Below are 25,389 nucleotides of genomic sequence, written 5' to 3'. Positions count from 1 at the left end.
CCGACCCAATGACCACGAAACCGCTGGAAACCTATCTCGAAGATCCGCTGGCGGCATCCCTGCTGCGTTACGTCGAGCGGCTGCCCGAGGCGCAGCGCCTGCTCGCGGCGTTGGCGGTCGAGGCGCAGGGCAAGCCTGCGCGCATCGGCATGCGCGGCCTGACCGGCTCGGCGCGCGGCCTGCTGATCTCGTGGCTCCATCATTCGCTGGGCGGCACGCTGGTGCTGGTGGTCCCGCATGGCGAGCCGTTCGAGGAATGGCGCGACGACCTCGAGTACTTCCGCGGTCCGGGCGCGGTGCTCGCTTTTCCCGAACCCGACGTGCTGCCCTACGACGCCGCCTCTCCCCATCCCGCGCTCACCGCGCAACGACTCGAAACGCTGGCGCGGCTCGCCGGCGGCGAGCGTGGCATCGTGCTCGCGACCGCGCGCGGTGTGCTGCAGAAGATCCCGGCGTCCGAGCGGCTGCGCCGCGCGGTGGTGCGCCTCAGGGTCGGCGCCGAGATCGATCCGCTCGCGCTCGCCGAGCGCCTGGTGCTGCTCGGCTACGAACGACTGCCCGAGGTCGAGGCGATGGGCCAGTTCGCACGGCGCGGCGGCATCTTCGACGTCTACGCCGCGGGCAGCGCCGATCCGCTGCGGGTCGAGTTCGACGGCGACACGATCGCCTCGATCCGACGCTTCGATTCCGGCACGCAGCGCTCGCTCGAACAGCTCGGCGAGGCCACGGTGCTGCCGCGCTTCGAGATGGCGCTGTCGCCGGAAGAAGCCGCGGCCGCGACCGAGCGGCTGCGCGCCGCCGGCGACGAGCTGGCTCGGCGACCCGGCGCCGGGATCGAGCGCGAGCCGGCGCCGATGCCGACCTCGCTGTTCCACGAAGGGATCGAGCGCTTCTACGGACATTACGACTCTGCCCCCGGCAGCCTCGCCGACTACCTGCCGGCCGATGCGTGGGTGGTGCTCGACGATCCCGGCAAGCTCGATCAGCGGCTCGACGAGCTGGAGCGCCTGATCCACCGCGGCTACGAGGAGGCGCGGGCGCACTACCCGCTGGTCTCGCCCCCGCAGGACCTGTTCCTGCGCGCCGATCGGCTCGGCGCCCTGGCCGGCGCCCATCGCGGCGCCGACCTGCTCGGCGCGGTCGTCGAGCGCGGCGAGGCCGAGCGCTATGCCGAAACCCTGGTCGCGGATTGCCGCCCCGCCGAGCCGATGCAGCGATCGCTCGAACGCTTGAAGGGCCACGTCGCCGAGCTCGGCGCCAACGACATCCATCCGGTCATCCTGTGTGACAACCCCGGCCAGCGCGACCGGCTGTTCGAGTTGCTCGGCGACACCGGCGCCACGCTCGGCGTCGGTGGCGTCACCGCCGGATTCACCCTGCCCCAGGCCGGGCTCGCGGTGCTCACCGACCACGAGGTGTTCGCGCGCTACCGGCGACGCCGCCGGAAGCTGCGACGCGTCGGCGGACTCTCGCTGGCCGAGCTGTCGGCGCTCAAGGTCGGCGATTACGTGGTGCACGAGGACCATGGGGTCGGCGTCTATCGCGGGCTCAAGCGCCTGACGCTCAACGGGCAGGAGACCGACTGCGTCGAGATCGCCTACGCCGAAAAGGATCGCCTGTTCGTGCCGGTTCAGCAGCTCGCGCTGGTGTCGCGCTACGCCGCCGGAGAAGGCGCGCGACCGGCGGTGCATCGGCTGGGGTCGGGCGCCTGGGCGAAGACCAAGGCGCGGGCGAAACGCGCCATCCAGGACATGGCCGAGAACCTGATCAAGACGTACGCCGCGCGCAAGGCGCTGCCCGGCCATCGCTTCAAGTCGGACACGGTGTGGCAGCGCGAGCTCGAAGCCTCGTTCCCCTACGACGAAACCCCCGATCAACTCAAGGCGATCGAAGAAGTGAAGGCCGACATGGAGCGCGGCTCGCCGATGGACCGCCTGATCTGCGGCGACGTGGGCTACGGCAAGACCGAGGTCGCGATCCGCGCCGCGTTCAAGGCGGTGCAGGACGGGAAACAGGTGGCGGTGCTGGTGCCGACCACCATTCTCGCCCAGCAGCACCTGCTCACCTTCCGCGAGCGCATGGCGGACTTCCCGATCCGGGTCGAGGTGCTGTCGCGCTTCCGCACCGCGAAGGAGCAGAAGGAGACGCTGGCCGCGCTCTCCCGCGGCGAGGTCGACATCCTGATCGGCACCCATCGCATGCTGTCGAAGGATGTCCACTACCACGCGCTCGGCCTGGTGGTGATCGACGAGGAGCATCGCTTCGGCGTGGCGCAGAAAGAGAAGCTCCGCCAGCTGGTGCGGCAGGTGGATGCGCTGGCGATGACCGCCACGCCGATTCCGCGCACGCTCAATCTGAGCCTGGCGGGCGCGCGCGACATGTCGGTGATCGAGACGCCGCCGCGCGATCGACTGCCGGTGCACACCGAGATCCTCGAAGTCGACGAGGAGGTGATCACCGACGCGATCCTTCGCGAGGTGGATCGCGGCGGGCAGGTGTTCTTCGTCCACAACCGAGTCGAAACCATTCAGGCCACCGCGCTGCGCGTGCAGAAGCTGGTGCCGATGGTGCGGGTGGCGGTGGCCCACGGCCAGATGGCCGAGCGCGAGCTGGAGCGCGTGATGCTCGACTTCCTCGAGAGGAAGAGCGACGTGCTGGTCTCGACCATGATCATCGAGTCGGGCATCGACATGCCGACCGTCAACACCCTGATCGTCGACCGCGCCGACACCCTCGGGCTGGCCCAGCTCTACCAGCTGCGCGGGCGCGTCGGGCGCTCGTCGCACCGCGCCTACGCCTATCTGCTGGTGCCGTCACGGCGCGTGCTCACCGAGGACGCCGAAAAGCGCCTGCGCGTGATCGAGGAGTTCGACGAGCTGGGGGTGGGTTTCAAGGTGGCGCTCAAGGACCTCGAGATCCGTGGCGCCGGCAACCTGCTCGGGCCCGAGCAGAGCGGTTTCATCGTCGGGCTCGGCTTCGATCTGTACGTGAAGCTGCTCGAAGAGGCGGTTGCCTCGCTCAAGGGCGAGGCCGCCGAGGTCGCGCCCGAGCCGCGGCTGCTCACCGACTGGAGCGCCTACCTGCCCGACGACTACGTACCCGACGAGCACGAGAAGCTGAACCTCTATCGCCGGCTGGCCGAAACTCGCGAGCTGGGATCACTCGACGATCTGACGCTCGAGCTGATGGATCGCTTCGGTGCTCTTCCCTCGCCGGCGGTGGCGCTGGTCGAGCTGCGCCGGCTGCGCATCCTCGGCGCGGGGGCTTGGGTCGAGGGTCTGCGCGTCATGCACGACGTGGTCGAGATCGCGCTCCGGCGGCCGCTCACGCCCGCCGAGATCCGCACGGTGGTCGGCATGCTCCGCTTCCAGGTCGAGTTCTTCAGCGGTCGCGAATTCGGACTGCGCCTGCGCGGCGAGGACCTGGTGCTGCTGAATCGCTCGCGCGAGACGCTCGAGGCGCTGGCGTTCGCGATGACGCCGGCGGTTGCGGCGCATCCCGCGCCCCACTAGGCTGTGGCGGATGCGAATCGCCCTGATCGGCCTGTTCGCCGCCGCGCTGCTCTCCGGCTGCGCGAAGGATGGCGGCCTGCTCGCCCGCGTCGGTGGACGCGAGATCTCGGTCAACGATTTTCTGGCCGCCGCGCGCTCGGCGCAGGACCAGTACCCGGGCCCACCGGATTCCGCCAAGGCGATGCTGCTCGACGACCTGATCCATCGCCAGCTCATGCTGCGCCACGCCGAGGATCTCGGCTGGTATCGCGACACGCTGATCAGCCACTTCCGCGGCGTGAAGGAAAAGGAGCTGTTGAGCGAGGCGCTCCACCGTCAGATCGCGCCGCGCAACATCCCGGTGAGCGACGCCGAGGTCGAGCAGCTCTACGCCTGGCGCGACAGCTCGGCGCGCATGCAGGCGATCTACTGTTTCACTCGCGCGCTCGCTCAGGGGGCGTTCGACGAGGTCCAGCGCACCGGTGACTTCGCCGCCGTCGCCAACAAGTTCAATCCCACCGGCCTGCTGCCGCCCGGAGGCGATCTCGGGGATCAGAGCTCGGGCAACCTGGTCGAGCCGCTCGACCAGCTGCTGCGCACCGCCCCGATCGGCAAGCTGATCGGGCCGCTCGAGGTCCCCGGTCAGGGATGGTTCGTGGTGCGCGTGACCCGGCGCTCGAAGCGCCCGCAGGTTCCGATCGACGCGCAGCGCCCGCTGCTCGCCGAGATGATCCGGCAGCGGAAGCAGCGCACGGTGCTGATTCAGAATCAGCAGAAGATGCGCGCGCAGTACCAGCTCCGGCTGGTGCCGGGCGGGAGCCAGGCGCTGTTCGCGCACATGGCGGGCGGGCCCAACACGCCGGCGCAATTGCCGCCGCAGCTGGGCGCGCAGCCGCTGGCGCGCTGGCACACACCCGAGGGCGACCGGGTCTTCACGCTGCAGGACGCGATCCGTGCGCTCCTCACCGGCGAGGGCGAGCGGCCCAATCCCAACGTGCTGCCCTCGATCGAGGAGTGGATCCTGCTCCAGTGCTCGAACCAGATCGAGGCGACCGAAGCGCGCCGCCGGATGATCGCCGAGGATCCCGAGTGGAACCGCGAGCTCGATCAGGCGGTCAACGGCTACGTGCTCGACGCCTACTATCAGGAGGAGGTGGCGGCCAGGGCCACGCAGGAGCCGGACGACGCGCGCCTGGCCTACGAACGCAACCGCCAGCGCTACGACCGGCTCGAATCGGCGAAGCTGCTGGTGGTGACCTTCCCGGATTCGGCGGGCGCGGCGCGTTTCACCACTCACGCCGCGCACGCCGGAGATCTGCGCAAGGCGGCGGCGATGGCGCCCGGGTCACCGCCGGTGGAAGAGCTGGACGTGACCTTCTCGCCGCCCAGCATGGAATGGGCTCAGTACCGGAACACCCTGCTGCAGATGCAGCCGGGCAACGGCTACGGGCCCTTCAGGCTCCGCACCGGCGAGTGGCGCATCTTCCAGCTCGAGTCCAAGGTGCAGATCCAGCCGGATCTCGCGAATCTCGAGCCGGAGCAGCGCAACTTGCTCCAGCAGCAGACGCTGGAAGTGGCGCGCGAGCGCCGGTTGAGCGAAGTGATCCGGCAGCTGCAGACCAGCTTCCCGACCGAGGTTCACCGCGAGAAGCTGAAGCGGTTGCCCTGGCCGGTGCCGCCGCTGGCCGGGAGCTAGGCTACTTCAGCCTCCGCCGTACCTCGGCGGCGCGGCGCTCGCTGGCCTCCACGCGCGATCCGTCCTTGAGCTTCAGCACCAGTACGCCGTCCTCGCCGCCGTACGACTCGATCGCGTTCATGTTGACCAGCGCCCCGCGATGGACGCGCACGAACGTGCCCTCGGGCAGCCGCTGCTCCAGCTCCTGGAGCGTGTAGTCCACCAGGTACTCGCGGCCTTCGGCCCGCGCCAGCACCAGCCGGTCGCGCGAGAAGACCAGCGGCACGTGCTCGAGATCGAGCAGGCGCACCTCGCGGCGATGCCGTACCGGCAGGCGGCGCAGCGGCGGAAACTGGCGCTCCAGCTCGGGTGTCTCGAGCGCCTCGCGCAGCTCCTTGCCGCGTGACGCGGGCCGCCCGGTGCGGATCTCGCTCACCACGCGGCGGACGGTGTCGGCCAGCCGCTCGCGCTTCACCGGTTTCAGCACGTAGTCGAGCGCCGCCACCTCGAACGCCTCGACCGCGTAGCGATCGTAGGCGGTGACGAACACCACCAGCGGCACCCGATCGTTCCGCGCCAGTTGTCTCGCCACCTCGAGACCCGAGAGATCCGGCATGTGGATGTCGAGGAAGGCGGCCTCGGGGGTCAGGGTCTGCGCCATCTGCAGCGCCTCGACGCCGCCGCGCGCCGCACCCACCACGTCCACGTCCTCGTGCTCGCCCAGCAGTTTCTCGAGGAACTGCCGCGCGCGCGGCTCGTCGTCCGCGATCAGGATCCGCACCGGTGCCGCTTCGTTCATGAATGTCCTCCGCGCTCCAGCGGCCAGTACAGCGTCACCGCGTAACCACCCTCGCGACGCGGGCCCGCGCTCATGCGCGAGCCGCCGCCGGCGAAGCGCCGCATGCGCTGCTCCAGGTTCTGCAGCCCCACGCCGAGCCCGGGGCCGCCGTTGCCATTGCTCACGCCGTCATCGGCGAACTCCAGCCGGATGCTCCCGTTCTCGCGCCGGACGTCGAGCGAGAGGTGCAGCGGCTGGGCGTCGGGCGAGCAGCCGTGCTTCAGGCTGTTCTCGACCAGCGGCTGCAGCAGCAGCGGCGGCACCGCCGTGCTCAACAGCTCCTGATCGCCGTGCACCTCGAACACCAGCGGGTTCTCGTAGCGCTCCCGCGCCACGCCCAGGTAATCCTCGACGAAGTCGATCTCTTCCGAGAGCAGCGCCGCCGGCCGATCGCTGGCTTCCACCGTGTAGCGCAGCATGTCGGCCAGCCGTTCGGCGAAGCGCTGGGCGGCGCGCGGATCGGTCTCGGTCAGGTAGGAAAGCGCGTTCAGCGCGTTGAACAGGAAGTGCGGCTGCACCTGGGCCTGCAGCGCCCGCAGCTCGGCGCGGGTCGCGGCCTCCCGCAGCTCGACCTCGCGGCGTTCGGCGGCGGCGCGCTGCGACTGCAGCGCCAGGTTCTCGAGGCGCACGCCGGCCTGCATCAACAGGTTGTTGACCGCGGTGTGCGCGCCCTCCGGGACTTCCTCCGGATCCAGGACGCGCGGCGCGCCGCTCTCGGGCCAGTCGATCGCGACGTGGCGCTTGAGGCCATGCTCGATGCCGTATTGGACCGAGCTGCGCACCTCGTAGGGATCGAGCGCCCCCAGCAACTCGTGGCCGGCCTGATCCAGAGCGCGCCGCAGCGCGTCGGGGTCGCGGCCGAACAACCGGTCGAGCGCCCGCTGCACGCGCCAGCGCAAGGGTGCAAACGCGAACGCCACCGCCAGCGCCGCCAGCACGTTGAAGGCCATGGCCTGCTCGCCGGTGGCGGCCGCGAACAGGCGCTGCGCCGACAGCACGATCGCGAGGTAGAGCGCGGCCAGCACGCCCGAGAGCAGCGCGTACGGGAGGCTCCGCACCAGCAGCCGGCGCGGATCGAAGGCCGGATCGTTGGCGATGAGATAGGCGATCACCAGCGGCGAGGCGAGCCAGGCGAGCGTGAGCAGCGTGAACAGGATGCGCAGCGCCGGCAGCGTGGTCATCGCCACCAGATAGGGCTGCGGGCTCACCGCGTCGACGATCTCGAGCACGGTCGAGGCGAACAGCGTCACCCCCACGCCCACCGCGAGTGCCCGCTCGGTCCAGTTGGGCGACCAGTCGGGGCGCGAGGGCTTCGCGAATCGCTCGAGCAGCGACAGCGTGCCGAGCGTGTAGCAGATCACGTCGAACCACACGTAGACGTCGTCGGCGCGCGCGCCGAGCGCGCTGGCCAGCGGGAACAGCAGCGGCGCCACCACGTAGGCCGCCACCACCAGCCAGAACCACACGCTGTAGATCGCGGTGCGCCGGCTCCAGCGCGGGCGCGGGAACACCGTCATGAAGTGCAGGAACACCGCCGGCGCGAAGAACGTCAGCGCGTGATAGGCCTCGAGGTAGAAGCGGAACGCCGGGCCGAAGTCGGCCTGCGGGAAGCGGAAGATCTGGTAGAGGGCGCTGAGACCCTGTGCGCATGCGTAGGCGAGGAAGGTCCAGGCGGTGCCGAGATCGGGGCGCCGCCACACGAGCAGGAAGGCGACCAGCGGCACCGCGATCATCGCCGCGAGCTGCCAGGTGTAGAGCCGGATCCGCTGCCACGCGCTCAGGTGCACCGGCGGCAGCACCACCTGCATGGCCCGGCCCTCGCGCAGGTATTGGACCGTGATCGGGCCGCGCGGCCAGCCGCCCTGCCGTGCGCGCTCGCGCGCGGTCTCGAGCGTGAGCGCTTCCCCGTCCACCGAGACGATCAGATCGTTCTCGCGCAGCAGCCCCTGCGAGGGCGGCGCCACCACCTTGCTCACCCGGATCGGGCCCTGGGGATGGCTCCAGTCGAGCTGCACCCCGAAGCGCGAGAACGGCGAGTGGGTGAGGAAGCGCGGCAGGCCGATCGCGGCCGACAGGATGATGACGCCCACCGCCACGAGCCGGCGGGCTCGCACCGGGGTGCGCGAAGACGAGGGCGCGGCGATCGCGCCGCTGGAGGCAGAAGACATGTTCAAGGTTCGTGAATCCTGAGGGTTTCCGGGGAGCAACCCGGGAAGCCCCGGGGCGATCTAAGAGTATCGTGTTCGGGGGCGGTCCGCGCGGCGATCCTGCGACGAGCGCGGCACGCCGGGCACACCAGCGCGGCCGGTAAGTCACGGTCGCGGCGTGGTCCACGCGGTGGGCGCGCGGATTGCAGAGGCGCCGCGGTGGGTGGCGAAGGGCCGAACGGCTATACTGCCCGCCCTTCACGCCCGACCCCGTCGCGAAGGTCCGGGCTCTTCGCCGCCCGCTCCTCGTGACTCAGCTCCGCGCGGCCCGGCGGGCTCCGGCGCTCGAAATCGCAAAGATGGAGGATTGCTTGAGAATGCTCAGAGGCCTTCCGGTGGCCCTGCTGGTCCTGCTCGCGGCCGCCCCGCTCGCCGCGCAGCGGCTCGATGGCATCGCGGCGGTCGTCAACGACGAGGTCGTGCTCCAGAGCGATGTCGAGGAACAGTTGATGAGCTTCGTCGCCCAGGCCCACATCCGTCCCGACTCGATGCTGGCCGACACGCTGCGCAAGCAGATCCTCGAACAGTTGATCGACGACAAGCTGGTGGTGGCCGAGGCGCGCCATCAGGGCATCACGGTCAGCGACGCCGAGGTGCGCAAACAGGTGGACCTGGCGGTCGAGCAGAAGAAGGAAGAGCTGGGCGGCGAGAGCGCCTATCAGGATCAGCTCCAGAAGGAGAACCTCACCGACGCCAAGGTGCGCGAGAAGTACCGCAGCGACCTCGAGAAGCAGATCATCGGCAAACGGCTGCTCGACAAGATGTTCCCGAAGAAGCCGGTGCCGCAGGCCGAGGCCGAGGCCTATTTCAAGGCGCATCCCGACAAGTTCCCGAAGAAGTCGGCCGAGATGCGGCTCGCCGTGATCCAGATCCCGCCCATGCCGGATTCCATTTCCGAAGCCAAGGGGAAGGCCGCGGCGATCGCGGCGCGCAAGCGCATCCTCGCCGGCGAGAAGTTCGCCAAGGTGGCGGCCGACGTGTCCGACGATCCGGGTTCGGCGCGTTCGGGCGGCGATCTCGGCTTCTTCACCCGCGGCACGATGGAGCCGGCGCTCGAGAACGCGGCGTTCAACACCAAGCTCAACACGGTGAGCGAGCCGATCCGGACGCCCTATGGCTACCACATCGTCGAGCCGCTCGAGCGCGATACGGTGAAGACCATGGCGCACACCGACAGCCTCGGACCCGACGGCAAGCCGCTGCTCGAGTGCCATGCGCGTCACATCCTGATTCGCGTGCCGCTGAGCGACGACGACATCCAGCGCGCCAAGAAGCTGGCCGAAGACGTTCACGCCCAGGCGGTGAAGGGCACGCCGTTCGGCACGCTGGTCAAGAAGTACAGCAAGTACCAGGGCCCGCAGACCGACGACGGCGATTTGGGCTTCATCGTCGCCACCGCGCTCCAGCCCGACATCCGCGCCGGCCTCGATTCGCTCAAGGTCGGACAGCTCAGCGACGTGCTCACCAATCAGCTCGGCTTCAACATCTTCAAGTTGCTCGACAAGCATCCCGAGCGGCCCTATCAACTCGACGAGATCAAGGACGAGCTGCCCAAGGCGGTGGCCGAGATCCAGGCGCGTGAGAAATACGAAGCGTGGGTGGTGACCCTGCGCAACAAGGCGCAGATCGAGTACCGGTAACGGCCGGTGAGGGTGGCATCGGCGCTCCGTCCCGGCCGGGCCGGGGCGGAGCGCCATTTCATTGAGGGCCCGGCCGCCCCTCTGCTAACTTGGACTCGATGATCACGTTCGAGCAGGTGTCGCGGCGCTACGGAGAGCGCCTGGCGCTCGATTCCGTGTCGTGGCACATGGACGAGGGCGAGTGCGTGGTGTTCCTTGGCCCGAGCGGCGCCGGCAAGACCTCCATCCTCCGGCTCATCACCCACGAGCTGCAACCCACCTCGGGCACGGTGACGGTGGGCACGTTCCGCGGCGGTGGACTGAGGCGCCGGCAGCGGGCGCTGCTCAGGCGCACGCTGGGCATCGTCTACGAGGACTTCCGCCTGCTCGGCGACCGCACGGTGTTCGAGAACGTGGCGCTGGCGGTGCGGATCGCCGGCCAGTTCCGCGACGACGAGGTGATCCCGCGCGTGCTGTTCGCCCTCGAGGAAGTCGGGCTCCAGTCCAAGCAGACCGCGTTCCCGCTCGAGCTGTCGTTCGGCGAGCGGCAGCGTTGCGCGATCGCGCGCGCGATCGTCAATCGGCCGGCGGTGATCCTGGCCGACGAGCCGACCGGCGCGCTCGAGCCGCGCAGCGCGAGCGAAATCGTGGCGCTCTTGAGGCGCATTCACGCCGAGGGCGCGGCGCTGCTGGTCACCACCACGCGGCGCGAGCTGGCCGAGGCGCTCCCGGGACGCATCATCACCATCGAGGACGGCAAGCTCTACGGCGCGACCTTCCCGCCCGGCTACGCCCCGCCGCCGCCGCTGATGGCCGCGCCTTCGCGGCCCGCGGCGGAGCCGCCGCCGGCAGTCGTCGCGCCGCCGCCCACCGCAGCGCCGGCGCCGCCATCGCCGCCCGAGTCGGTCGCGGAGCCGCCGCCCGCTCGGCCAGCGCCGCTCGAGATCACCCACTTCGCGGCGCCCGAGCCCGAGTCGCCGACTTCCCCGCCCCCCTCGACACCGGTCGCCGGAGCCTGACCATGTACCTCTTTTTCTTCCGCGAAACCTGGCGCTCGATCCGGCAGCATCGCGGCCTCGCCGTCACCGCGGTGCTGTCGCTGACCGGCGCGCTGGTGCTCTCCGGCCTGTTCCTGCTGCTCACCCACAACGCCGAGATCGGGCTCCAGGTCCTGGGCGACCGGCGCGAGATGGTGGTCTACCTGCGCGACAACGTGACGCCTTCCGAGCGCGACATGCTGCTCGGCAGGCTGCACGACCTCTACGGCGACGCGACCTACGTGAGCAAGCAGCAGGCCTGGGACGAGTTCTCGCAATCGGTCGGCGACCCCGAGCTGCTCGAGGCGGTGGGCGAGAATCCGCTGCCGGCCTCGATCCGCGTCAAGCTCAAGCCCGAGCTGTTGAACGCCACCGCCATGGAGGCGGTCTCGAAGCAGGTCGGCGAGCTGCCCGAGGTCGAGGACGTTCGCTACGGCGCCGAATGGGTGAGGCGGCTCGACAATCTCACCGATTCGCTGAAGCTCGCGGCGCTGGTGGTGGGCACCGTCGCGGCGCTGGCGATCCTGTTCGTCATGTACAACACGCTGCGCCTGACGGTGCTCGCGCGCCGCCAGCAGGTCGAGATCATGAGCCGGCTCGGCGCCTCGGATCGTTTCATCGCCACGCCGTTCGTGATCGAGGCCACCCTGGTGGCCGGCGTCGCGGCGCTGATCGCGCTCGGCCTCCTCTACGCCGCGCAGCAGGCGCTGGCGCGACGCATCCTCGGCATCGGCTTCCTGCCGCTGTCGTGGACGCTCGCCTACTTCGGCGCCGCGCTCGCGCTCGGCTGGTTCGCCGCCCAGCTCGCACTGGCGCGCGTGCTCCGCTCGGTCGGCCCGTGAGCCCGCGGCGCCATTCGACCGGCGCCGCGTTCGCCGCCCTTGCCGCCCTGAGCGCGTTGATCGCCGCACCGCTTTCGGCCCAGGACAGCCTCGAGATGGCCAAGCGCCGCGAGCTCGAGATGGTCCAGCGCCAGGCGCGCGAGAGCCGCGAGGCCGCTCAGAAGCTGAAGGGTCAGGAGAGCCAGGAGACCGTCAAGCTCCGGCGCACCGAGAAGGAGCTGAACATGACGCGCCGGCGCCTGCGCACGTTGCAGACGCGTCGCGGCCAGCTCGACCAGCAGCTCGACGTCACGCGCACCAATCTCCAGCGCAGCGAGCTGACGCTGCAGGCCCAGCGGACACGGCTCGGCGCACGGCTGCGCAGCATCTACAAGTCGGGGGCCGCGCGCGATCTCGAGTTCCTGCTCTCGACGCGCTCCTTCGGGCAGCTGCTGGCGCGCTGGGACTATCTGGTGATGGTGGCCGAGCAGGACCGCATCCTGCTCGAGGAAGTGCAGACCCAGAAGGAGATGGTCGAGGCCGACAAGCTGCGTCTCGAAACCAATCTGGTCGACATCGGGCGCAACGAGAAGAAGACCAGCGTCGAGAATCAGCGGCTCGACAAGCTGCGCACCGAGCACGAGACCACGGTGCACACGATTCAGACGCAGCGCGAGGCCTACGAGGCCGCCGCCGCCGATCTCGAGCGCACCGCGCACAGCATCCAGCGACTCCTGAACCAGCTCGAATCGAAGCGGCGCGACGAAGCCGCGCGCGCCAGGGCCCAGGGGCGCGTGCCCGAGCCCTACACCGGCGACTTCGCGCGCGGCGAGGGTAAGCTCGACTGGCCGCTCCGCGGCGACCTCATCGGGCACTTCGGCCCCGAGAAGCACCCCAAGTGGGGCACGGTGGTGCCCAACAACGGCATCGACATCGCGAGCCCGATTGGCACCCCGGTGCGCGCGGTGGCGCGCGCGCGCGTCGACTACACCAGCGACGATTTCGAAGCCTACGGCATGATGGTGATCCTGAATCACGGTGACGGTTACTACACCCTCTACGCCCACCTCTCCGAGATCGACGTCTCGGTGGGCCAGGAGGTGCTGCCGGGCGCGGTGATCGGGAAGAGCGGCGACACCGGGTCACTCAAGGGCGCCGAGCTCCACTTCGAGGTGCGGAAGGGCGGCGCCTCGCTCGATCCCGAGGGGTGGTTGAAGTAGTCTCGCGCCGTGCTCGGCGTGAAGCTTTCCGAACTGCTCGGCCAGCCCGAGGCCTCCGCGTACCTGCGCGCGATCATCCGCGGCCAGCGCTTCGCCAACGCCTACCTGTTCCACGGCCCGGCCGGCGTCGGCAAGATGACCGGCGCGCTGGCCTTCGCGAGCGCCATCCTGTGCGAGCACGGCGTGCCGGCCTCGTCGAACGCCGCGCCCGGCCTGTTCGACGCGCCGGCGCCCGCCGAGCAGAGCGACGCGCCCGCCAACGACGCGTGCGGCGTCTGCGCCGCCTGCGTGAAGACCCGCACGCTCGCGCATCCCGATCTCAAGTTCCTCTTTCCGGTCTCGGGCGAAGAGAAGGAGCTCGACAACACGATGGCCGAGACGCTCGCCGCGCTCCGCGCGAATCCCTTCTATGTCTTCCGCTACGAGAAGGCGGCGTCGATCCGGCTGTCGATCACGCGCGAGCTGCTGCGCGAGCTTGCGTTCAAGCCGTTCGAGTCGTCGCGCCGCGTAGTGGTGGTGCGCGACGCCGATCGCATGCGCGAGGACCAGTATTCGGCGCTGCTCAAGTCGATCGAGGAGCCGGGCGCCGCCACCGTCTGGATCCTCACCACCTCGCGCCCCACTCGGCTCCCGGCCACGATCCGCTCGCGCTGCCAGAAGGTGCGCTTCGCGCCGCTCGCCGAGTCGCTGGTGCGCGAGCAGCTCGAGCGGGAGTTGAGAGTGCCGGAGCGCGAATCGCGCCTGCTGGCGGCGCTGGCCGGCGGCTCGCTTGCGCGCGCGATCGAGCTGCGCGACGCCGGCGATCCCATCGAGCTGCGCAACAAGGCGCTGGCGCTGCTTGAGCCCGCGCTCCGCGGCGACCCCGGCGCGTTGTGGCAGACGGTTCAGCGCTACATGAACTTCGGCCGCACCGGCCGCGATTCGCTCAAGCGCATGGTCGAGTTCCACGAGCTGTGGCTGCGCGATCTGCTGCGCGCCCGCTACGGCGGTGTCGAGGAGTCGCTGGTCCACTTCGATCGCGCCGCCGAGATCCGGCGCCAGGCGGCCGGGCTCGACGCCACCGAGATCCGCCGGCGGCTCATGGTGCTGGAAGAGATGCTGCGGGCGATCGACGGCAACGTCGCCGCCGACGTCGCGATGTTCTCGGGAATGGCACGAGTCGCGGGCGCGCGGCTCGGCGAAGGCGACTGGCCACGCCATCCCACCGGGCGGTGGAATTACTAGCCGAAGTCGGAGGCCGCGATGCGACGCTTCAACGTTCTGCAGGCAATCCCGCTCTCGTTCTTCTCGAAGGCGCTCTATCAGGACGTCGCGCGGAACTGGCCGGGCGCCGCGGTCGGCTACCTGCTGCTGGCGATGCTCCTGTTTTGGATTCCGCGAGCGGTGAGGATCCAGATCCGGACCGCGCAGTTCTGCACGGTGCGCGCGCCGGGAGTGCTCCGGCAGATTCCACCGTTCAACATCAAACACGGCCACGTTCTGATCGACGCGCCGCTGCCGGTGATGATCCGCGATCCCAAAGACAACGCGTTACTCGCGGTGATCGACACCGCCGGCCAGTACACCTCGCCGCGCCAGGCCGGCGCGCACGTGCTGCTGACCGCGCACCAGTTGATGATCGAGCGCTCGTCGGGCTGGGAGTCGCGCAGCTACGACTTCCCGCCCAATCTGGATTTTCGCTACGAGCAGGCCAAGGGCTTCAAGTGGCTGGCGCAAATCGGGGCCTGGTTCGCGACGCTGGTCGGCCTCGCGGGATTGCTGTGCTTCTGGCTCTCGGCGCTCATCAAGGTGCTGATTTTCTCCGCGCTCGGGCTGGCGCTGGCCCGTAACCGCGACCCATCGTTCCAGTTCCAGAGCGCGTTCCGGGTCGCGGCGGTGGCGATCACGCCAGCGCTGTTCTACGACTTCCTGCTGGCGTGGACGCGCTCGAACTTCGTGTTCTCGTGGGTGCTCGGCTTCGCCATCGCCCTCGCCTATCTGTGGTTCGCGGTCCAGGCCGCGACCGAGCCCGGGGCCGCGGCGGGCCTCGCCCCGCCGGCAAGCGCGCCTCCCCCCGCGCCGCCGCCCGCACCAACGCCGGTGCATTGAGGGCCGGGCTGGGCTATTGTTGTCGCGTACCCGAGCCGGCCGGACCTCCGCGCCGCTCTTCCCGATAGCCCGCCGCCCGAAGCGGCGGGACATGACACGCGACACGATCCGCCGGTCTCGTCCGGCGTGCGGCACGCGCGGGCTTCCGCGCCATAGAGGTTCGCGATGGCGGACATCGTTCAGGTCGCATTGCGCGGCTCGCGCAGGGAGTTCTTCCTCAACTCACGCAACATCTGGCTGCGGCTGCGGGATCGCGTGATCGTGCAGGGCGAACACGGCGAGATGATCGGCACCGTGTTCCTGAAAGACGCGACGCTGATCGCGCTCAAGAAACCCGGCAACGTGACGCGCGAGATCATCCGCAAGGCCGAAGAGGAAGATCTCGACCGCGAGGATCACCTCAAGGAAAAGGAGGTCGCGGCGTTCTCGTACTGCCAGCAGCGGATCGAGGCGCGCGAGCTGAAGATGGAGCTGGCCGAGGCCGAAGCGGCCTTCGGCGGCCATCGCCTGACGTTCTACTTCACCGCCGAGCATCGCGTGGACTTCCGCGAGCTGGTGAAGGACCTGGCCGCGAAGTTCCAGTGCCGGATCGAGCTGCGCCAGATCGGCGTGCGCGATCAAGCCAAGCGCCTCGACGGCTGTGGTCCGTGCGGGCGCGCGTTCTGCTGCTCGACCTGGCTCAAGGATTTCCATCCGGTGACGCTCAAGATGGCGCGTGAGCAGCAGCTCTCCTTGAACCCGAGCAAGATCTCGGGCGCGTGCGGCCGCCTGATGTGCTGCCTGGCCTACGAGCTGGTCCAGTACCGCGACAGCGCCGATCGCCTGCCGCCCGCCGGCGCCGTCTTGAAAACCGGCCAGGGCCAGATGACGGTGACGCGCACCGAGGTTTACCAGGAAGCGGTGTGGGTGCGCGACGACGAAGGCGGGGAGCATCGCATCGCCTACGCCGATCTGCCGCCGGGGCCCTATCACAAGTGCGGCGATTGCAATTGCGGGAAGAAGAAGCGCGGCGGCGATTCGAACGGCGAGTCGCCGCGCGACGAAGCGCCGCCACCCGAGGCCTGATGCCGGGCATGCGAGCAGTCCCGCGCGCCGCCGCCCTGTTCATCGCGTGCGTGGCGTTCGCGGTGGCGCTCGCTTCGCCGGCACACGCGCTCTCGCGCGATGCCGGGCTCGAGCGCCGGCTCGCCGCGATCGCCGGCGACTGCCCGGGGGTGTGCGGCATCTCGGTGCTGCATCTCGACAGCGGGCGCTTCGCAGCGATTCGCGCCGACGAGCGCTTCCCGATGGCCAGCACCTTCAAGCTGCCGATCGCGATGACCGTGCTCTCGGGCGTGGACCAGGGCGCCATCAAGCTCGACGAAATCGTGCACCTGAACGCCTGGGACATGAACCCGGCGGCGAGCGCGCTCACCGACGCCCATCCAGTCGGCGGCGTCGACGTCACCCTCCACGATCTGCTCGACCGGATGCTGACCACCAGCGACAACACCGCCTGCGACGTACTGCTGCGCCGCGTCGGCGGACCGGCGGTCGTCACCCAGGAGTTGCGCCTGTGGAGTGTCAGCGAGCTGCGCGTGGATCGCGACGAGCGGGAGAGCGGTAACGACTGGGTGGGGCTCTCGCTGCCGTTCGATTCCACGCAGACCGCGGCCAGCCTCAAGGCGGCGCGCGACGCGGTGCCCATTTCAAGGCGCGCCGAGGCCGATCGCAAGTTCATGGCCGATCCGCGCGATACTGCGACACCGCGCGGCTTCACCGCGCTGCTCGCGATGCTGTGGCATGGCGCGGCACTCTCGCCGGCCTCCACCGACACGATGAGGGCGATGCTCGAGCGCACCACCACCGGAGCGGGTCGGCTGCGCGCCGGGTTGCCGAAGCCGGTCAAGCTCGCCCACAAGACCGGCACCGGCTGGTCGCTCGGGGACCACACCGCAGCGGTCAACGACGTGGGCGTGATCACGCTGCCGGGCGGCGGCGGGCGCGTCGCGATCGCGGTGCTGATCCGCGACGTGCGCGGACCCGTCCCGCGCGCCGAGAAGACCATCGCCGAGGTGGCGAAGGCCGTGTTCGATTCCTGGAACGCGCCGGAGTAGCGCGGCCTCGAGGCCGTGCGAACCAGGAGTAGAATCCCGGCGCCATGAAAGCGGTCCCGCAATGAAACGCGCCGAGTTCATGCGCGCGTTCGCGCTGGCCGCGATGCCGCCGATCGGCCGGGCGCACGCCGCGATGCTCGAGCCGGCGGCGGTCACCGCGAGACTCGGCGGGCAGGTGAGCGTGCTCGACTATCCGTCGTTCCAGCACGCGCACGACGCGCTGCCCGACATGGGCGGCACCATCCACGTGCCGGCCGGCTGGTATTCGTCCAAGACCGTACCCGCCTTCAACGGGCTCGTCATCACCAAGCCCACCGCGCTGATCGGCGTCGCCAACGGCTACGGCTGCGCCCTGTCGTTCCTGGTACACGACGGCGACAAGGACGTGGACGCGATCTTCCTCAACATCGCCGGCAGTTGCCTGCTCGAGAACCTGTTCATCACCCGGCCCGACAGCCAGATCGCTCCCGGCGCCGGCCGCGGTATCCGCTGGTACAAGAAGGGCGCGGCCGGAAGGATGGCCGGCCTCACCATCAACAACGTGGTGGTGTGGCGCTCGCCCAACTGGTCGTTCGAGTTCGTGTGCGACGGCTACGAGCAGAACTACGTCTCCAAGCTGGTCATGATCGAGTGCACGGCGTTCGAAGCGGCGAGCGGCGGAAGCCTTCGCCTCGGCGGCGCGGGATCCAACAACAATTTCTTCTCGCGGTGCGAATTCAATGGCCCGGGCTTCGGGCGCTACTACGATGTCAACGGCTGCAAGGTGACCGCCGGAAAGGACGCGGTCTCGGCATCGGGCAGTTCGCCGTTCACGGGCGTCGCGCCCGGCGACGAAGTCTTCGGCATGGGGATCGCCATCGGGACGACCGTCGCCTCCGCCTCGGCGTCGGATCTCAAGCTGAGCCAGCCAGCGATCGAAACGCCCGACGGCGCCACCCAACTGGCTTTCTGGCGCGAGGGCGGCGCGGACTACCCGGGCGAACCGCTGCGGCGCGGGCACGTGCACCTGGCTCGCACCAGCATCAGCCGCTTCCTGCAATGCTCGTTTCAGGGCCCGGGCACGACGCCGGTGCTCTCGACCGACCTGGTCTCGAACGACCTCGTGCTGCGCGACTGCTATCGCGAGCGCGAGATCCGACCGGGCGATACGATCGTCGACCACTCGTTCCAGATCAGCGGCATGAACAACTTTCTGGTCGACGGTCTCTATCACCAGGGCCACGCCGCGCCGTCGCGGCTGCTCAAGACCGGCCCGAGCGGCATGGCGATGGGCCGGATCACCAATGCTCAGCTGCTCGTGAGCGCGCTCACCGGGACCGACGTGGTCCGCCTGTACAAAGAGACCGACGAGCTGGTGATCGACAATTCGATGGAGCAAAGCTCGGTCACCGGCGAGCGCCGCGGCCTGGTGGTGGCGGGCGCGGGCGCCGCAATTCCGCCCGCGCAGCGCGGCGGAGCCAACCGCGCGGTGCTGTCGCTCCCCAACGGCAGCGACGACGTGTTTCTGGTCAACGGATCGGAACCGGTGACGTCGATCGTGACCGTGCGGCCCAAGCACCGCGTAACGCTGGTGTTCACCGGGAGTGCCACCCTGACCGACGGCGTGAATCTCCGGCTCAACGGCGACTTCAAGGGTGGCCCCAATCGCACCATTACGCTGATCTGCGATGGCACCAATTGGCTGGAGCTCTCGCGCAGCGCGAATGGATAGCGGCGCCGCGCCTCGCTACAGCGCCCGCCGCCGCATCCACGCGAGCCCGACGCACAGCACCACCGCGCAGTAACCCGCCGCCCACCACACCATCGCCCCGCTCGCCACCGAGACCGGCGAGAACGGCGTGTTGCCCAGTTCGCGCGTGATCGCCGGCTGCATGAACCACGCCGCTCGCTGCCACAGCGCCTCGCTCGGCATGATCAGGCTCGCGATCGTGCCCACGTTCCGCGCCGCCGAGTTGTCGGTGTAGGTCCCGATCTGCTCCACCCAGTTGCCGATGAACGCCAGGCCATAGAGCCCGAACGCGATCATGCCGTTGGTGATGGTGGTGAAGCGCGTGCCGCCGGCGATCGAGAGCGTGAGCAACACCGTGCCCTCGAGCAGCATCAGCGGCAGGCCGTGCTGCACGTTGGGCAGCGTGAAGTGCGCTTCGAGGCGCGCGATCGTCAGCACGCCGATCGCCAGCAATACGAAATAGCCGGCCAGCACCAGCCAATGGCCGAGCCACTTGCCCAGCACGATCTCGGAGCGGCGGATGGGTTTCGCGGCCAGCGTCTGGATCACGCCCGAGTGGATCTCGCCCGAGAGCGTGTCCACCGGCAGCATCACCGCCGCCATCACCATCAGGAAATTGGTGGCGTAGAGTCCGGCCAGCGTCATCATGTTGAGCGCCACCTGCCGCTCGACCAGCGTCATCAGGTTGTGTCGGCCGAGGTTCCGCACCATGAAGTGGAGCCCGGTCCCGAACAGCGCCAGAAACGCGCCGCCGCAGATCAGCGCCGCGGTGAGTATGCGGCGCCGCACCGCCTCGTGCAGCGTGAGCCGCGCCATCACCAGAATCGCGCGCATCGCGATCAGCCCGGCCGCTGCTCGTCGCCCATCACTTCGAGGAACCAGGCCTCGAGCGACTTGCGCGCCGCCTTGATCTCGTAGAGCGCGACGCCGCGGGCGACCAGGAGCCGGACGATCTCGGGCAGCCGATCGTCGCTCGCCACCCGCATCCGTACCGTGCCGTTCCGCGACTCGGTCACCGTGCCGATGTTCGCCAGCGCCTCGATCGCCGGCGCGTCCAGCCCGGCGGCGCGCAGCTCCACATCCACGCCCGCGCCTTCGCTCCCGAGCGACAGCTCGTGCACCGTGCGCCCTTCCTTGACGAACACGACCCGGTCGCAGGTCGCCTCGACTTCGCCGAGCAGATGCGAATTCAGGAACACGGCGGTGCCCTGCTCGCGCAGCTCGCGAATGATGTCGCGCACCAGCAGCCGCCCCAGGGGATCGAGCCCCGAGGTCGGCTCGTCGAGGAACACCAGAGCGGGCGAATGGATCAGCGCCTGCGCCAGCCCCACGCGCTGCATCATGCCCTTGGAATAGGTGCGGATCGGCCGGTGCGCGGCGTCCAGCAGGTCCACGCGCGCGAGCAGCTCGTCGGCGCGAGCGTCGAGCGAGGGGCCGCGCATGCCGAACAGCTGGCCGTGGAAGTGCAGCAGCTCGCGGCCCGTCAACCACTCCTGAAACCGGAAGTGCTCGGGCAGGAAGCCGAGCCTGGCGCGCGCGCGCCGATCGCCGATCGGGGCACCCAGCACCTTGCCCTCGCCGGCAGTCGGTTCCACCAGGCCGAGCAGCATCTTCAGCGAGGTGGTCTTGCCGGCGCCGTTCGGGCCCAGAAAGCCGAAGACCTCACCGGCGTGGACCCGCAGGGTGAGTTCCTCGACCGCCACCTTCTCGCCGAACTGCTTGCGCAGTCCGCGCGTCTCGACCACCGCCTCGGGCATGCCCAGAGGCTACCGCACCGACTCCGCCATCTGCAGCGCGTCCTCGCCGTCGAGATTCCCGGTGATCGCGTAGACCCGCTCGTTCTCGGTCCACAGCACCACGGCGCGCGGGCGATGGTGCTGGCCGTCGCTGCTGGTCTCGGCGGTGGTGGTGATCAACAGGCCGCCCTGGCCGTGCACCGTCACCTGGCGGAAGGTGCTGGCGTTGATCGGCACCGGCACCAGCACCGTCGAGCGCCAGTCGGTGTCCTGGGCGATGCGGCGCGCTTCGCCGGCGTCCAAGCCCAGCACGCGCAGTCCGATCTCGGCCAGGCGCGGGATGTCCATCCCCGCCGGCACCGACAGCTCGGGACTCTTCGCTTGAATCAACGCGGCGTCGGAGCGCGAGCTCTTGTAGCGCTGGATCACGATCGGATCGTGGCGCATCTCGACCATCTTCCCGTTGAGCCCGGCCGGCACCGACACGTCGCGAAGATCGAGCGCGTCGAGCAGTGCGCGCAGCTTCTCCTCGCTTACCGACATCTTCGCGTCGCCCGGGCCGGTCACGAACACGCTGTCGAGCGTCATGCCGTTCGGCAGATAGCCCGGCCTCTCCACGGCGATCCCGGCCAGCGCGCTCGCGGCTTCGGGCGTGGGCACGTACCTGGGCGGGCCCGGATCGTGGATCTCCTGCTTCTGATCGAACACCATGAAGGCGTGGTCCTTGTCCAGCTCGCGCAGCTTGTCCATTCGCGATCCGTCGAATCTCACCGCCGCGAACTTGCGCACGCGGAACAGGTCGAGCATCGCCTGCGCCGAGGCGCGCATCGAGGGGAACGCGAACAGCGACGCCACCAGCGCGGCGGCGAAGGCCACCGCCAGCACCGGCGCCGGGCGCAGCGCCGAGAGTCGCGTCGCCGGCCCCTGCGCGCGAAGTCTGGCGCGCAGGCCCTCACGCAGCTCGGGCGGGGGATCGCGGCGCATTTGGGAGAGGAAACGGTCGTCCATCGTCAGACTCCTTCGGGCCAGTCGGCGCGCAGTCCAGCGATGGTGCGGTGGACGATGGTGCCGACGTTGGATTCGCTGAGGCCGGTCAGTCGAGCGATCGCCCGATTGGTGAGACCGGCACCGTATTTCAAGGACAGCAGCTCCCGCTCGCGGTCGGGCAGGGCTTCGAGCATGCGTGAGAGGCGCTCGACGTCGGAGCGCCGCTCCGCCAGCTCCTCGGGAGTCAGGCCGCCCGGCAGATCGGCCGCCGCCTCGATCGGGGCGTGCGCCCGGCGCTGGCGGAAGTGGTCCACCGCCACGTTGCGCGCGATGGTGAAGAGCCAGGTGGTGAAGGCCGAAAGGTCGCGGCGGTACCGGTGCCGCGCGCGCCAGGCCTTCTCGAAGGTGACCGAGGTCAGGTCTTCGGCCTCGGGCCCGTGGCCGACCCGGTAGCGGAAGAAGTTGTAGACGCGCGGCAGCTGCTCCGCATACAGCGCATCCCAGTCTTCTTCACGGGCCGGAACGACCCAGGTCCACCAGCGGCTGACCGCCATGGTCTCGTTCGCCATTGCCGGGAATGATACGGGGGGAGTCGAGGAGTATCACGCGGCGATGGGGAGAGGCTGGTGGGGGTTGAAGCGGGCTGCTCTCGGGCCCGCGGCTGTGGAGGCAGGATGCCGGGCGCGGACCCGAGAGCAAGCCGCCGACAGGAAGTCGGCGGCGCAGCGAGCAGCCCGCTTCAACCCCCACCAGCCTCGCCTCGACCTTTGCTCTACGCCGCGCGCCTCGCCGTAACCCGCGGATCCTCGTCGGCCGTCCGAATCACCGCGCCCTGGACCTTGCGCCGCAGCATGCCGAACGCGGCCAGCGCGCCCACCAGCCCGAACACCACCGCGATGATGTCGGTGCCTGGACTGGTCGCCCACAGCCGCATGTAAACCAGCCAGCCGGCGCCGATCCTGAAGCCCACGTCGGGCCGCACGCGCATGACGCTCCAGGCGTAGAACAGCACCTGGCCGAACACCACCGAGCCGAGCGTCAGCACCGCGCCGATCAGCTGCCCGGTGCGATCCACTCGGCCCGCGCCGCGGCGATAGGCCACCGCCACCAGCCAGCCGATTCCGAGCCCAGCCGCCACCAGGATCCAGCCGGTTCCGGCGGCCAGCGCCGCCCAGCCGGCGGCGCCGAGCAACGCCATGCCGAGCCCGAGCAGCGCGCCGTTGAGATACCGCGCCTCGAGCATGTCGTAGTTGCGCTCGGCCATCTGCCCTTCGACGCGCAGGCGCTCCTGGCAGGTCCCGCACAGCAGCTTCGGTACGCCGTCCACGAACACGAACTGGCGGACGGCGGTGGTGTGGCACTGCTCGCACTTGCCGTCGAACGCCGGCGCCGCCCTGGCCAGCGCCATCATCAATGTGTCCACCCATCCCTTGAGCTGCTCGGCCTTCGGCGTGGACCAGGCGAAGCGGCGGCTCCACAGCAGGCTTCCGTCGCGCAGGATGAACTCGGGCATGAACCCGAGCCGGACCATCTTCTCGGGGCCGATCTCGATCACCGTCTTCGCGCGCGCCTTGCCCTTGCCGGGGAGCGCGTCCAGCGACGGGTCGGCGGCGAGTGCCGCGCGAATGCCTTCGAGGCTGGCGCCCATCGGGAAGCGGAGTCGCACGATCAGCGTCGCGTTCTTGTCGCCGCCCCAGCTCACCTGAAGCAGGTAACCATTGCGGAGGCCCGCGATCTGCTCGTTGCGACCAAACGCTCCACGCTGTGGGTAGTGGCTCACGCCCCACGATCGAGCCCACGGTTGCCATTGGTTCTTCGAGAACAGTGACACGGCCAATTCCTCCCGACCGGGTCGCGGCGCGCCGGGCGGGAGGGCGCGGACCTCGGGCCCGGGAGGTTTCGGCCGGGCGGCTGCCGAGCTTGAGAGCGGGAGATCCGGCGGCGGTTTGGCATGACCCACCGGCCAGCATGCGCTAACATCGGACGTGGGCAGGGTACCGGGCCAGGCCCCAAGACACCGACGTGATGTGCTGTCGGGGAGGTAGCAGCGGCGCGCGGCAGCGCGTGCGTCGCAACGCAAGACCTCGACGGTACTCGGTTGCCGGGCCCGTGGAAGACTGCACCTCCGACACGGCCCGGCGCCGCTTTTTCGGCGCGAACCGCGCGGCTTCACCGGCCGCGCCGTGGGCGAAACGTGACGCGCGCCGGCGCATGAGCTCGGCCGCCCCGCGCGCTAGTGAGTGAGCGCCACCGCCCGGCGCAATTCCTCGCTCGAGCGCACCACTCCGTCGCGCACCACCCAGCGCAGCTTGCGCAGATTGGCGACGTCCCGGGTGGGATCCGCTCCCACGATCGCGAGGTCGGCGAGCTTGCCGGCCGCAATCGTGCCGAGATCGGCCTCGCGGCCCATGGCGCGCGCGCCGTTCCGGGTGGCGGCGACGATCACCTCCATCGGCGAAAGCCCGTCCTTCTGCATGGTCTCCAGCTCGGCGTAGATCGCGGGGCCGTGGAGCGTCAGCGGATTGCCGGCGTCGGTGCCCATCACGATCGGGATGCCGGCGTCGCGCACCGCGCGCAGGTTGGCGGCCATCTGCGCGTGCAGCGAATCGAGGCGACCCTTGGTCATCAGCGTGACCGCGACGCCGGCGCGCTTCGCCTCGGCGGCGGTCGCGCGCACGTGGGCGAGCGTCAGCGAATCCACCGCGCCATTGGGGTCGTCGACGTCGGGAACCCCGCCGCTCGCGGCCGCCGCCCGCATGTTCACGTAGCCATCGAGCACGGTGAGTGTCGGGCAATAGAGCGTGTGATTGCGCTTCGCCATCGAGAGGAACTCTTCGTCCACCGGCAAGTCCTGCACGCTATGGACGAGATAGTCGGCGCCGTCCTTCAGCGCGGCCTTGGCCTCCTTGAGCCCGGTGGCATGGACGATCAGGCGCAGCCCCTGCGCGTGCGCTTCCTGGCCGGCGATCCTGACCGCGTGATCCATGGCCTCGAAATCGCTTCCCGGCCGCACGATGAACCAGATCTTGACCGCGGCGGCGCCCAGACTTTTCAGGTAGCGCACGCCTTCCACCGCGCTCAGGCTGTCGTGCAGGAACACCAGCTGTTTCTCGCCCGGCAGATTGAGCCAGTGATCCACGGTCGAGAGCAGCGGGCCAGCGGCCGAGATGTGCGGCGCCTCGGTGTTCTTCTCGACGGCGCGCGCCATGTCGAGCGTCCAGGCGTAGCCGCCGACGTCGAACACGCCGGTGACGCCGCACGCGAGCCAGGCGCGATGGAAGCGCTCGGGATGGTCGCGCAGGCGCCGCTCGACGTCCGGGTAGGGGAAGCGCGCGCGCAGGTCCATCGCGTCGGGGCGCCCGTCGGCCCAGCCGGTCTGCGAGTAATGAACGTGCGCGTCGATCAGCCCGGGCAGCACCCAGCAGCCGCGCGCGTCGAGGGTGTCCACGCCGGCGGGAACCCTGACGCTGCTACTCGGTCCGGCGGCGTCGATCTTGCCGTCGCGGATGAGAATGGTGGCGTTCGGAACGGGTGCACCGCCGTTGCCGTCCACGAGCGTCGCTCCGACGACCGCGAGCGGAGGTGGCGGGATTCCGTCGATCGAAGGGAACGCGGTCGAGACCGCGATCTTCCAGCCCGAAGGCGTCGAGACGAAGATCCGCTCCGACAGCCCGGTCTGTTCGTCCGCTCCGAAGCGCACCCGGTAGCGATAGGTGCCGTAGACCACGCCGGGCTTGATCGGCGTGAGGCGCAGGTCGCGCCCCTCGAAATGTTCCGGCCAGCCGGCGTCGCGATTCTTCGCCAGCGAGTCGTAGCTGAACACCGCGCCGGCGGGCCCGACGCGC

The 25,389-nt window shown here is 69.7% G+C and carries 19 protein-coding genes; 11 read left to right on the top strand and 8 right to left on the bottom strand.

Going from position 1 to position 25,389, the window contains the following annotated elements; all coding sequences use genetic code 11:
• Positions 1–8: 8 nt before the first annotated feature.
• Positions 9–3,512 carry a transcription-repair coupling factor gene (gene mfd, locus VMJ70_15080; GenBank protein ID HTO92453.1) on the top strand — a complete coding sequence of 1,168 codons (3,504 nt, stop codon included), beginning with the start codon at positions 9–11 and terminating at the stop codon, positions 3,510–3,512.
• A 10-nt stretch (positions 3,513–3,522) separates the two neighbouring features.
• Positions 3,523–5,187, top strand: a complete 1,665-nt coding sequence (locus VMJ70_15075; protein ID HTO92452.1) for a hypothetical protein — start codon at positions 3,523–3,525, stop codon at positions 5,185–5,187.
• 1 nt (position 5,188) lies between these two features.
• On the opposite strand, the gene VMJ70_15070 is transcribed toward VMJ70_15075, so the two are convergent.
• Both VMJ70_15070 and VMJ70_15065 read right to left on the bottom strand, forming a co-directional pair.
• Entirely contained in the window at positions 5,189–5,965 is a 777-nt protein-coding gene (locus VMJ70_15070) for a response regulator (GenBank protein HTO92451.1), read from the bottom strand.
• Entirely contained in the window at positions 5,962–8,172 is a 2,211-nt protein-coding gene (locus VMJ70_15065) for a histidine kinase (GenBank protein HTO92450.1), read from the bottom strand. Before VMJ70_15065 ends, VMJ70_15070 begins: the two co-directional genes overlap by 4 nt.
• Positions 8,173–8,528: 356 nt before the next feature.
• On the opposite strand from VMJ70_15065, the gene VMJ70_15060 reads away from it, so the two are divergent.
• The 9 genes from VMJ70_15060 to VMJ70_15020 all read left to right on the top strand — a co-directional run bounded on the left by VMJ70_15060 (position 8,529) and on the right by VMJ70_15020 (position 18,803).
• The gene (locus tag VMJ70_15060; GenBank protein ID HTO92449.1) at positions 8,529–9,851 is read left to right on the top strand and encodes a peptidylprolyl isomerase; all 1,323 of its coding nucleotides are present in this window, start codon (positions 8,529–8,531) and stop codon (positions 9,849–9,851) included.
• Between the two features lie 98 nt (positions 9,852–9,949).
• The gene (locus VMJ70_15055) at positions 9,950–10,849 is read left to right on the top strand and encodes an ATP-binding cassette domain-containing protein (protein HTO92448.1); all 900 of its coding nucleotides are present in this window, start codon (positions 9,950–9,952) and stop codon (positions 10,847–10,849) included.
• Positions 10,850–10,851: 2 nt separating this feature from the next.
• Positions 10,852–11,709, top strand: a complete 858-nt coding sequence (locus VMJ70_15050) for a permease-like cell division protein FtsX (GenBank protein ID HTO92447.1) — start codon at positions 10,852–10,854, stop codon at positions 11,707–11,709.
• Positions 11,706–12,908, top strand: a complete 1,203-nt coding sequence (locus VMJ70_15045; protein ID HTO92446.1) for a peptidoglycan DD-metalloendopeptidase family protein — start codon at positions 11,706–11,708, stop codon at positions 12,906–12,908. Before VMJ70_15050 ends, VMJ70_15045 begins: the two co-directional genes overlap by 4 nt.
• A gap of 18 nt (positions 12,909–12,926) precedes the next feature.
• On the top strand, positions 12,927–14,132 hold the full coding sequence (locus VMJ70_15040) for a hypothetical protein (protein ID HTO92445.1): 1,206 nt from the start codon (positions 12,927–12,929) through the stop codon (positions 14,130–14,132).
• A gap of 18 nt (positions 14,133–14,150) precedes the next feature.
• Positions 14,151–14,996, top strand: coding sequence for a DUF1189 family protein (locus VMJ70_15035; protein HTO92444.1), 846 nt, complete (start codon positions 14,151–14,153; stop codon positions 14,994–14,996).
• 165 nt (positions 14,997–15,161) lie between these two features.
• On the top strand, positions 15,162–16,061 hold the full coding sequence (ricT, locus tag VMJ70_15030) for a regulatory iron-sulfur-containing complex subunit RicT (GenBank protein HTO92443.1): 900 nt from the start codon (positions 15,162–15,164) through the stop codon (positions 16,059–16,061).
• Positions 16,061–17,092 (top strand): class A beta-lactamase, encoded by a 1,032-nt coding sequence (bla, locus tag VMJ70_15025; GenBank protein HTO92442.1) that lies wholly within the window; start codon positions 16,061–16,063, stop codon positions 17,090–17,092. The genes ricT and bla overlap by 1 nt, the downstream gene beginning before the upstream one ends.
• Positions 17,093–17,153: 61 nt before the next feature.
• A complete protein-coding gene (locus VMJ70_15020) occupies positions 17,154–18,803 on the top strand; it encodes a hypothetical protein (GenBank protein HTO92441.1) in 1,650 nt (549 codons plus the stop codon).
• A gap of 15 nt (positions 18,804–18,818) precedes the next feature.
• Here VMJ70_15020 and VMJ70_15015 read toward each other — a convergent pair whose 3' ends face one another.
• From VMJ70_15015 to VMJ70_14990, 6 genes are all read right to left on the bottom strand, one after another.
• Positions 18,819–19,655, bottom strand: coding sequence for an ABC transporter permease (locus VMJ70_15015; GenBank protein ID HTO92440.1), 837 nt, complete (start codon positions 19,653–19,655; stop codon positions 18,819–18,821).
• A 5-nt stretch (positions 19,656–19,660) separates the two neighbouring features.
• Positions 19,661–20,578, bottom strand: coding sequence for an ABC transporter ATP-binding protein (locus VMJ70_15010; protein ID HTO92439.1), 918 nt, complete (start codon positions 20,576–20,578; stop codon positions 19,661–19,663).
• Positions 20,579–20,587: 9 nt separating this feature from the next.
• On the bottom strand, positions 20,588–21,565 hold the full coding sequence (locus tag VMJ70_15005; GenBank protein HTO92438.1) for a hypothetical protein: 978 nt from the start codon (positions 21,563–21,565) through the stop codon (positions 20,588–20,590).
• A gap of 2 nt (positions 21,566–21,567) precedes the next feature.
• Complete coding sequence (locus tag VMJ70_15000) at positions 21,568–22,098, bottom strand: sigma-70 family RNA polymerase sigma factor (GenBank protein ID HTO92437.1); 531 nt, start codon at positions 22,096–22,098, stop codon at positions 21,568–21,570.
• A 218-nt stretch (positions 22,099–22,316) separates the two neighbouring features.
• Positions 22,317–23,375 (bottom strand): hypothetical protein, encoded by a 1,059-nt coding sequence (locus tag VMJ70_14995; protein HTO92436.1) that lies wholly within the window; start codon positions 23,373–23,375, stop codon positions 22,317–22,319.
• 402 nt (positions 23,376–23,777) lie between these two features.
• Positions 23,778–25,389 (bottom strand): amidohydrolase family protein (locus VMJ70_14990; GenBank protein ID HTO92435.1); only part of this gene is annotated, 1,612 nt, incomplete at its 5' end.

Source organism: Candidatus Sulfotelmatobacter sp., assembly GCA_035498555.1.
Lineage (GTDB): Bacteria > Eisenbacteria > RBG-16-71-46 > RBG-16-71-46 > RBG-16-71-46 > DATKAB01.
This window is presented reverse-complemented; position numbering and strand designations above follow the sequence as displayed.

What these genes read in the sequence shown, in the direction of transcription:
- mfd (HTO92453.1), top strand. Translation starts at nt 9, where the DNA reads ATGACCACGAAACCGCTGGAAACCTATCTCGAAGATCCGCTGGCGGCA.
- VMJ70_15075 (HTO92452.1), top strand. Translation starts at nt 3,523, where the DNA reads ATGCGAATCGCCCTGATCGGCCTGTTCGCCGCCGCGCTGCTCTCCGGC.
- VMJ70_15070 (HTO92451.1), bottom strand. Translation starts at nt 5,965, where the DNA reads ATGAACGAAGCGGCACCGGTGCGGATCCTGATCGCGGACGACGAGCCG.
- VMJ70_15065 (HTO92450.1), bottom strand. Translation starts at nt 8,172, where the DNA reads ATGTCTTCTGCCTCCAGCGGCGCGATCGCCGCGCCCTCGTCTTCGCGC.
- VMJ70_15060 (HTO92449.1), top strand. Translation starts at nt 8,529, where the DNA reads ATGCTCAGAGGCCTTCCGGTGGCCCTGCTGGTCCTGCTCGCGGCCGCC.
- VMJ70_15055 (HTO92448.1), top strand. Translation starts at nt 9,950, where the DNA reads ATGATCACGTTCGAGCAGGTGTCGCGGCGCTACGGAGAGCGCCTGGCG.
- VMJ70_15050 (HTO92447.1), top strand. Translation starts at nt 10,852, where the DNA reads ATGTACCTCTTTTTCTTCCGCGAAACCTGGCGCTCGATCCGGCAGCAT.
- VMJ70_15035 (HTO92444.1), top strand. Translation starts at nt 14,151, where the DNA reads ATGCGACGCTTCAACGTTCTGCAGGCAATCCCGCTCTCGTTCTTCTCG.
- ricT (HTO92443.1), top strand. Translation starts at nt 15,162, where the DNA reads ATGGCGGACATCGTTCAGGTCGCATTGCGCGGCTCGCGCAGGGAGTTC.
- bla (HTO92442.1), top strand. Translation starts at nt 16,061, where the DNA reads ATGCCGGGCATGCGAGCAGTCCCGCGCGCCGCCGCCCTGTTCATCGCG.
- VMJ70_15020 (HTO92441.1), top strand. Translation starts at nt 17,154, where the DNA reads ATGAAACGCGCCGAGTTCATGCGCGCGTTCGCGCTGGCCGCGATGCCG.
- VMJ70_15015 (HTO92440.1), bottom strand. Translation starts at nt 19,655, where the DNA reads ATGCGCGCGATTCTGGTGATGGCGCGGCTCACGCTGCACGAGGCGGTG.
- VMJ70_15010 (HTO92439.1), bottom strand. Translation starts at nt 20,578, where the DNA reads ATGCCCGAGGCGGTGGTCGAGACGCGCGGACTGCGCAAGCAGTTCGGC.
- VMJ70_15005 (HTO92438.1), bottom strand. Translation starts at nt 21,565, where the DNA reads ATGGACGACCGTTTCCTCTCCCAAATGCGCCGCGATCCCCCGCCCGAG.
- VMJ70_15000 (HTO92437.1), bottom strand. Translation starts at nt 22,098, where the DNA reads ATGGCGGTCAGCCGCTGGTGGACCTGGGTCGTTCCGGCCCGTGAAGAA.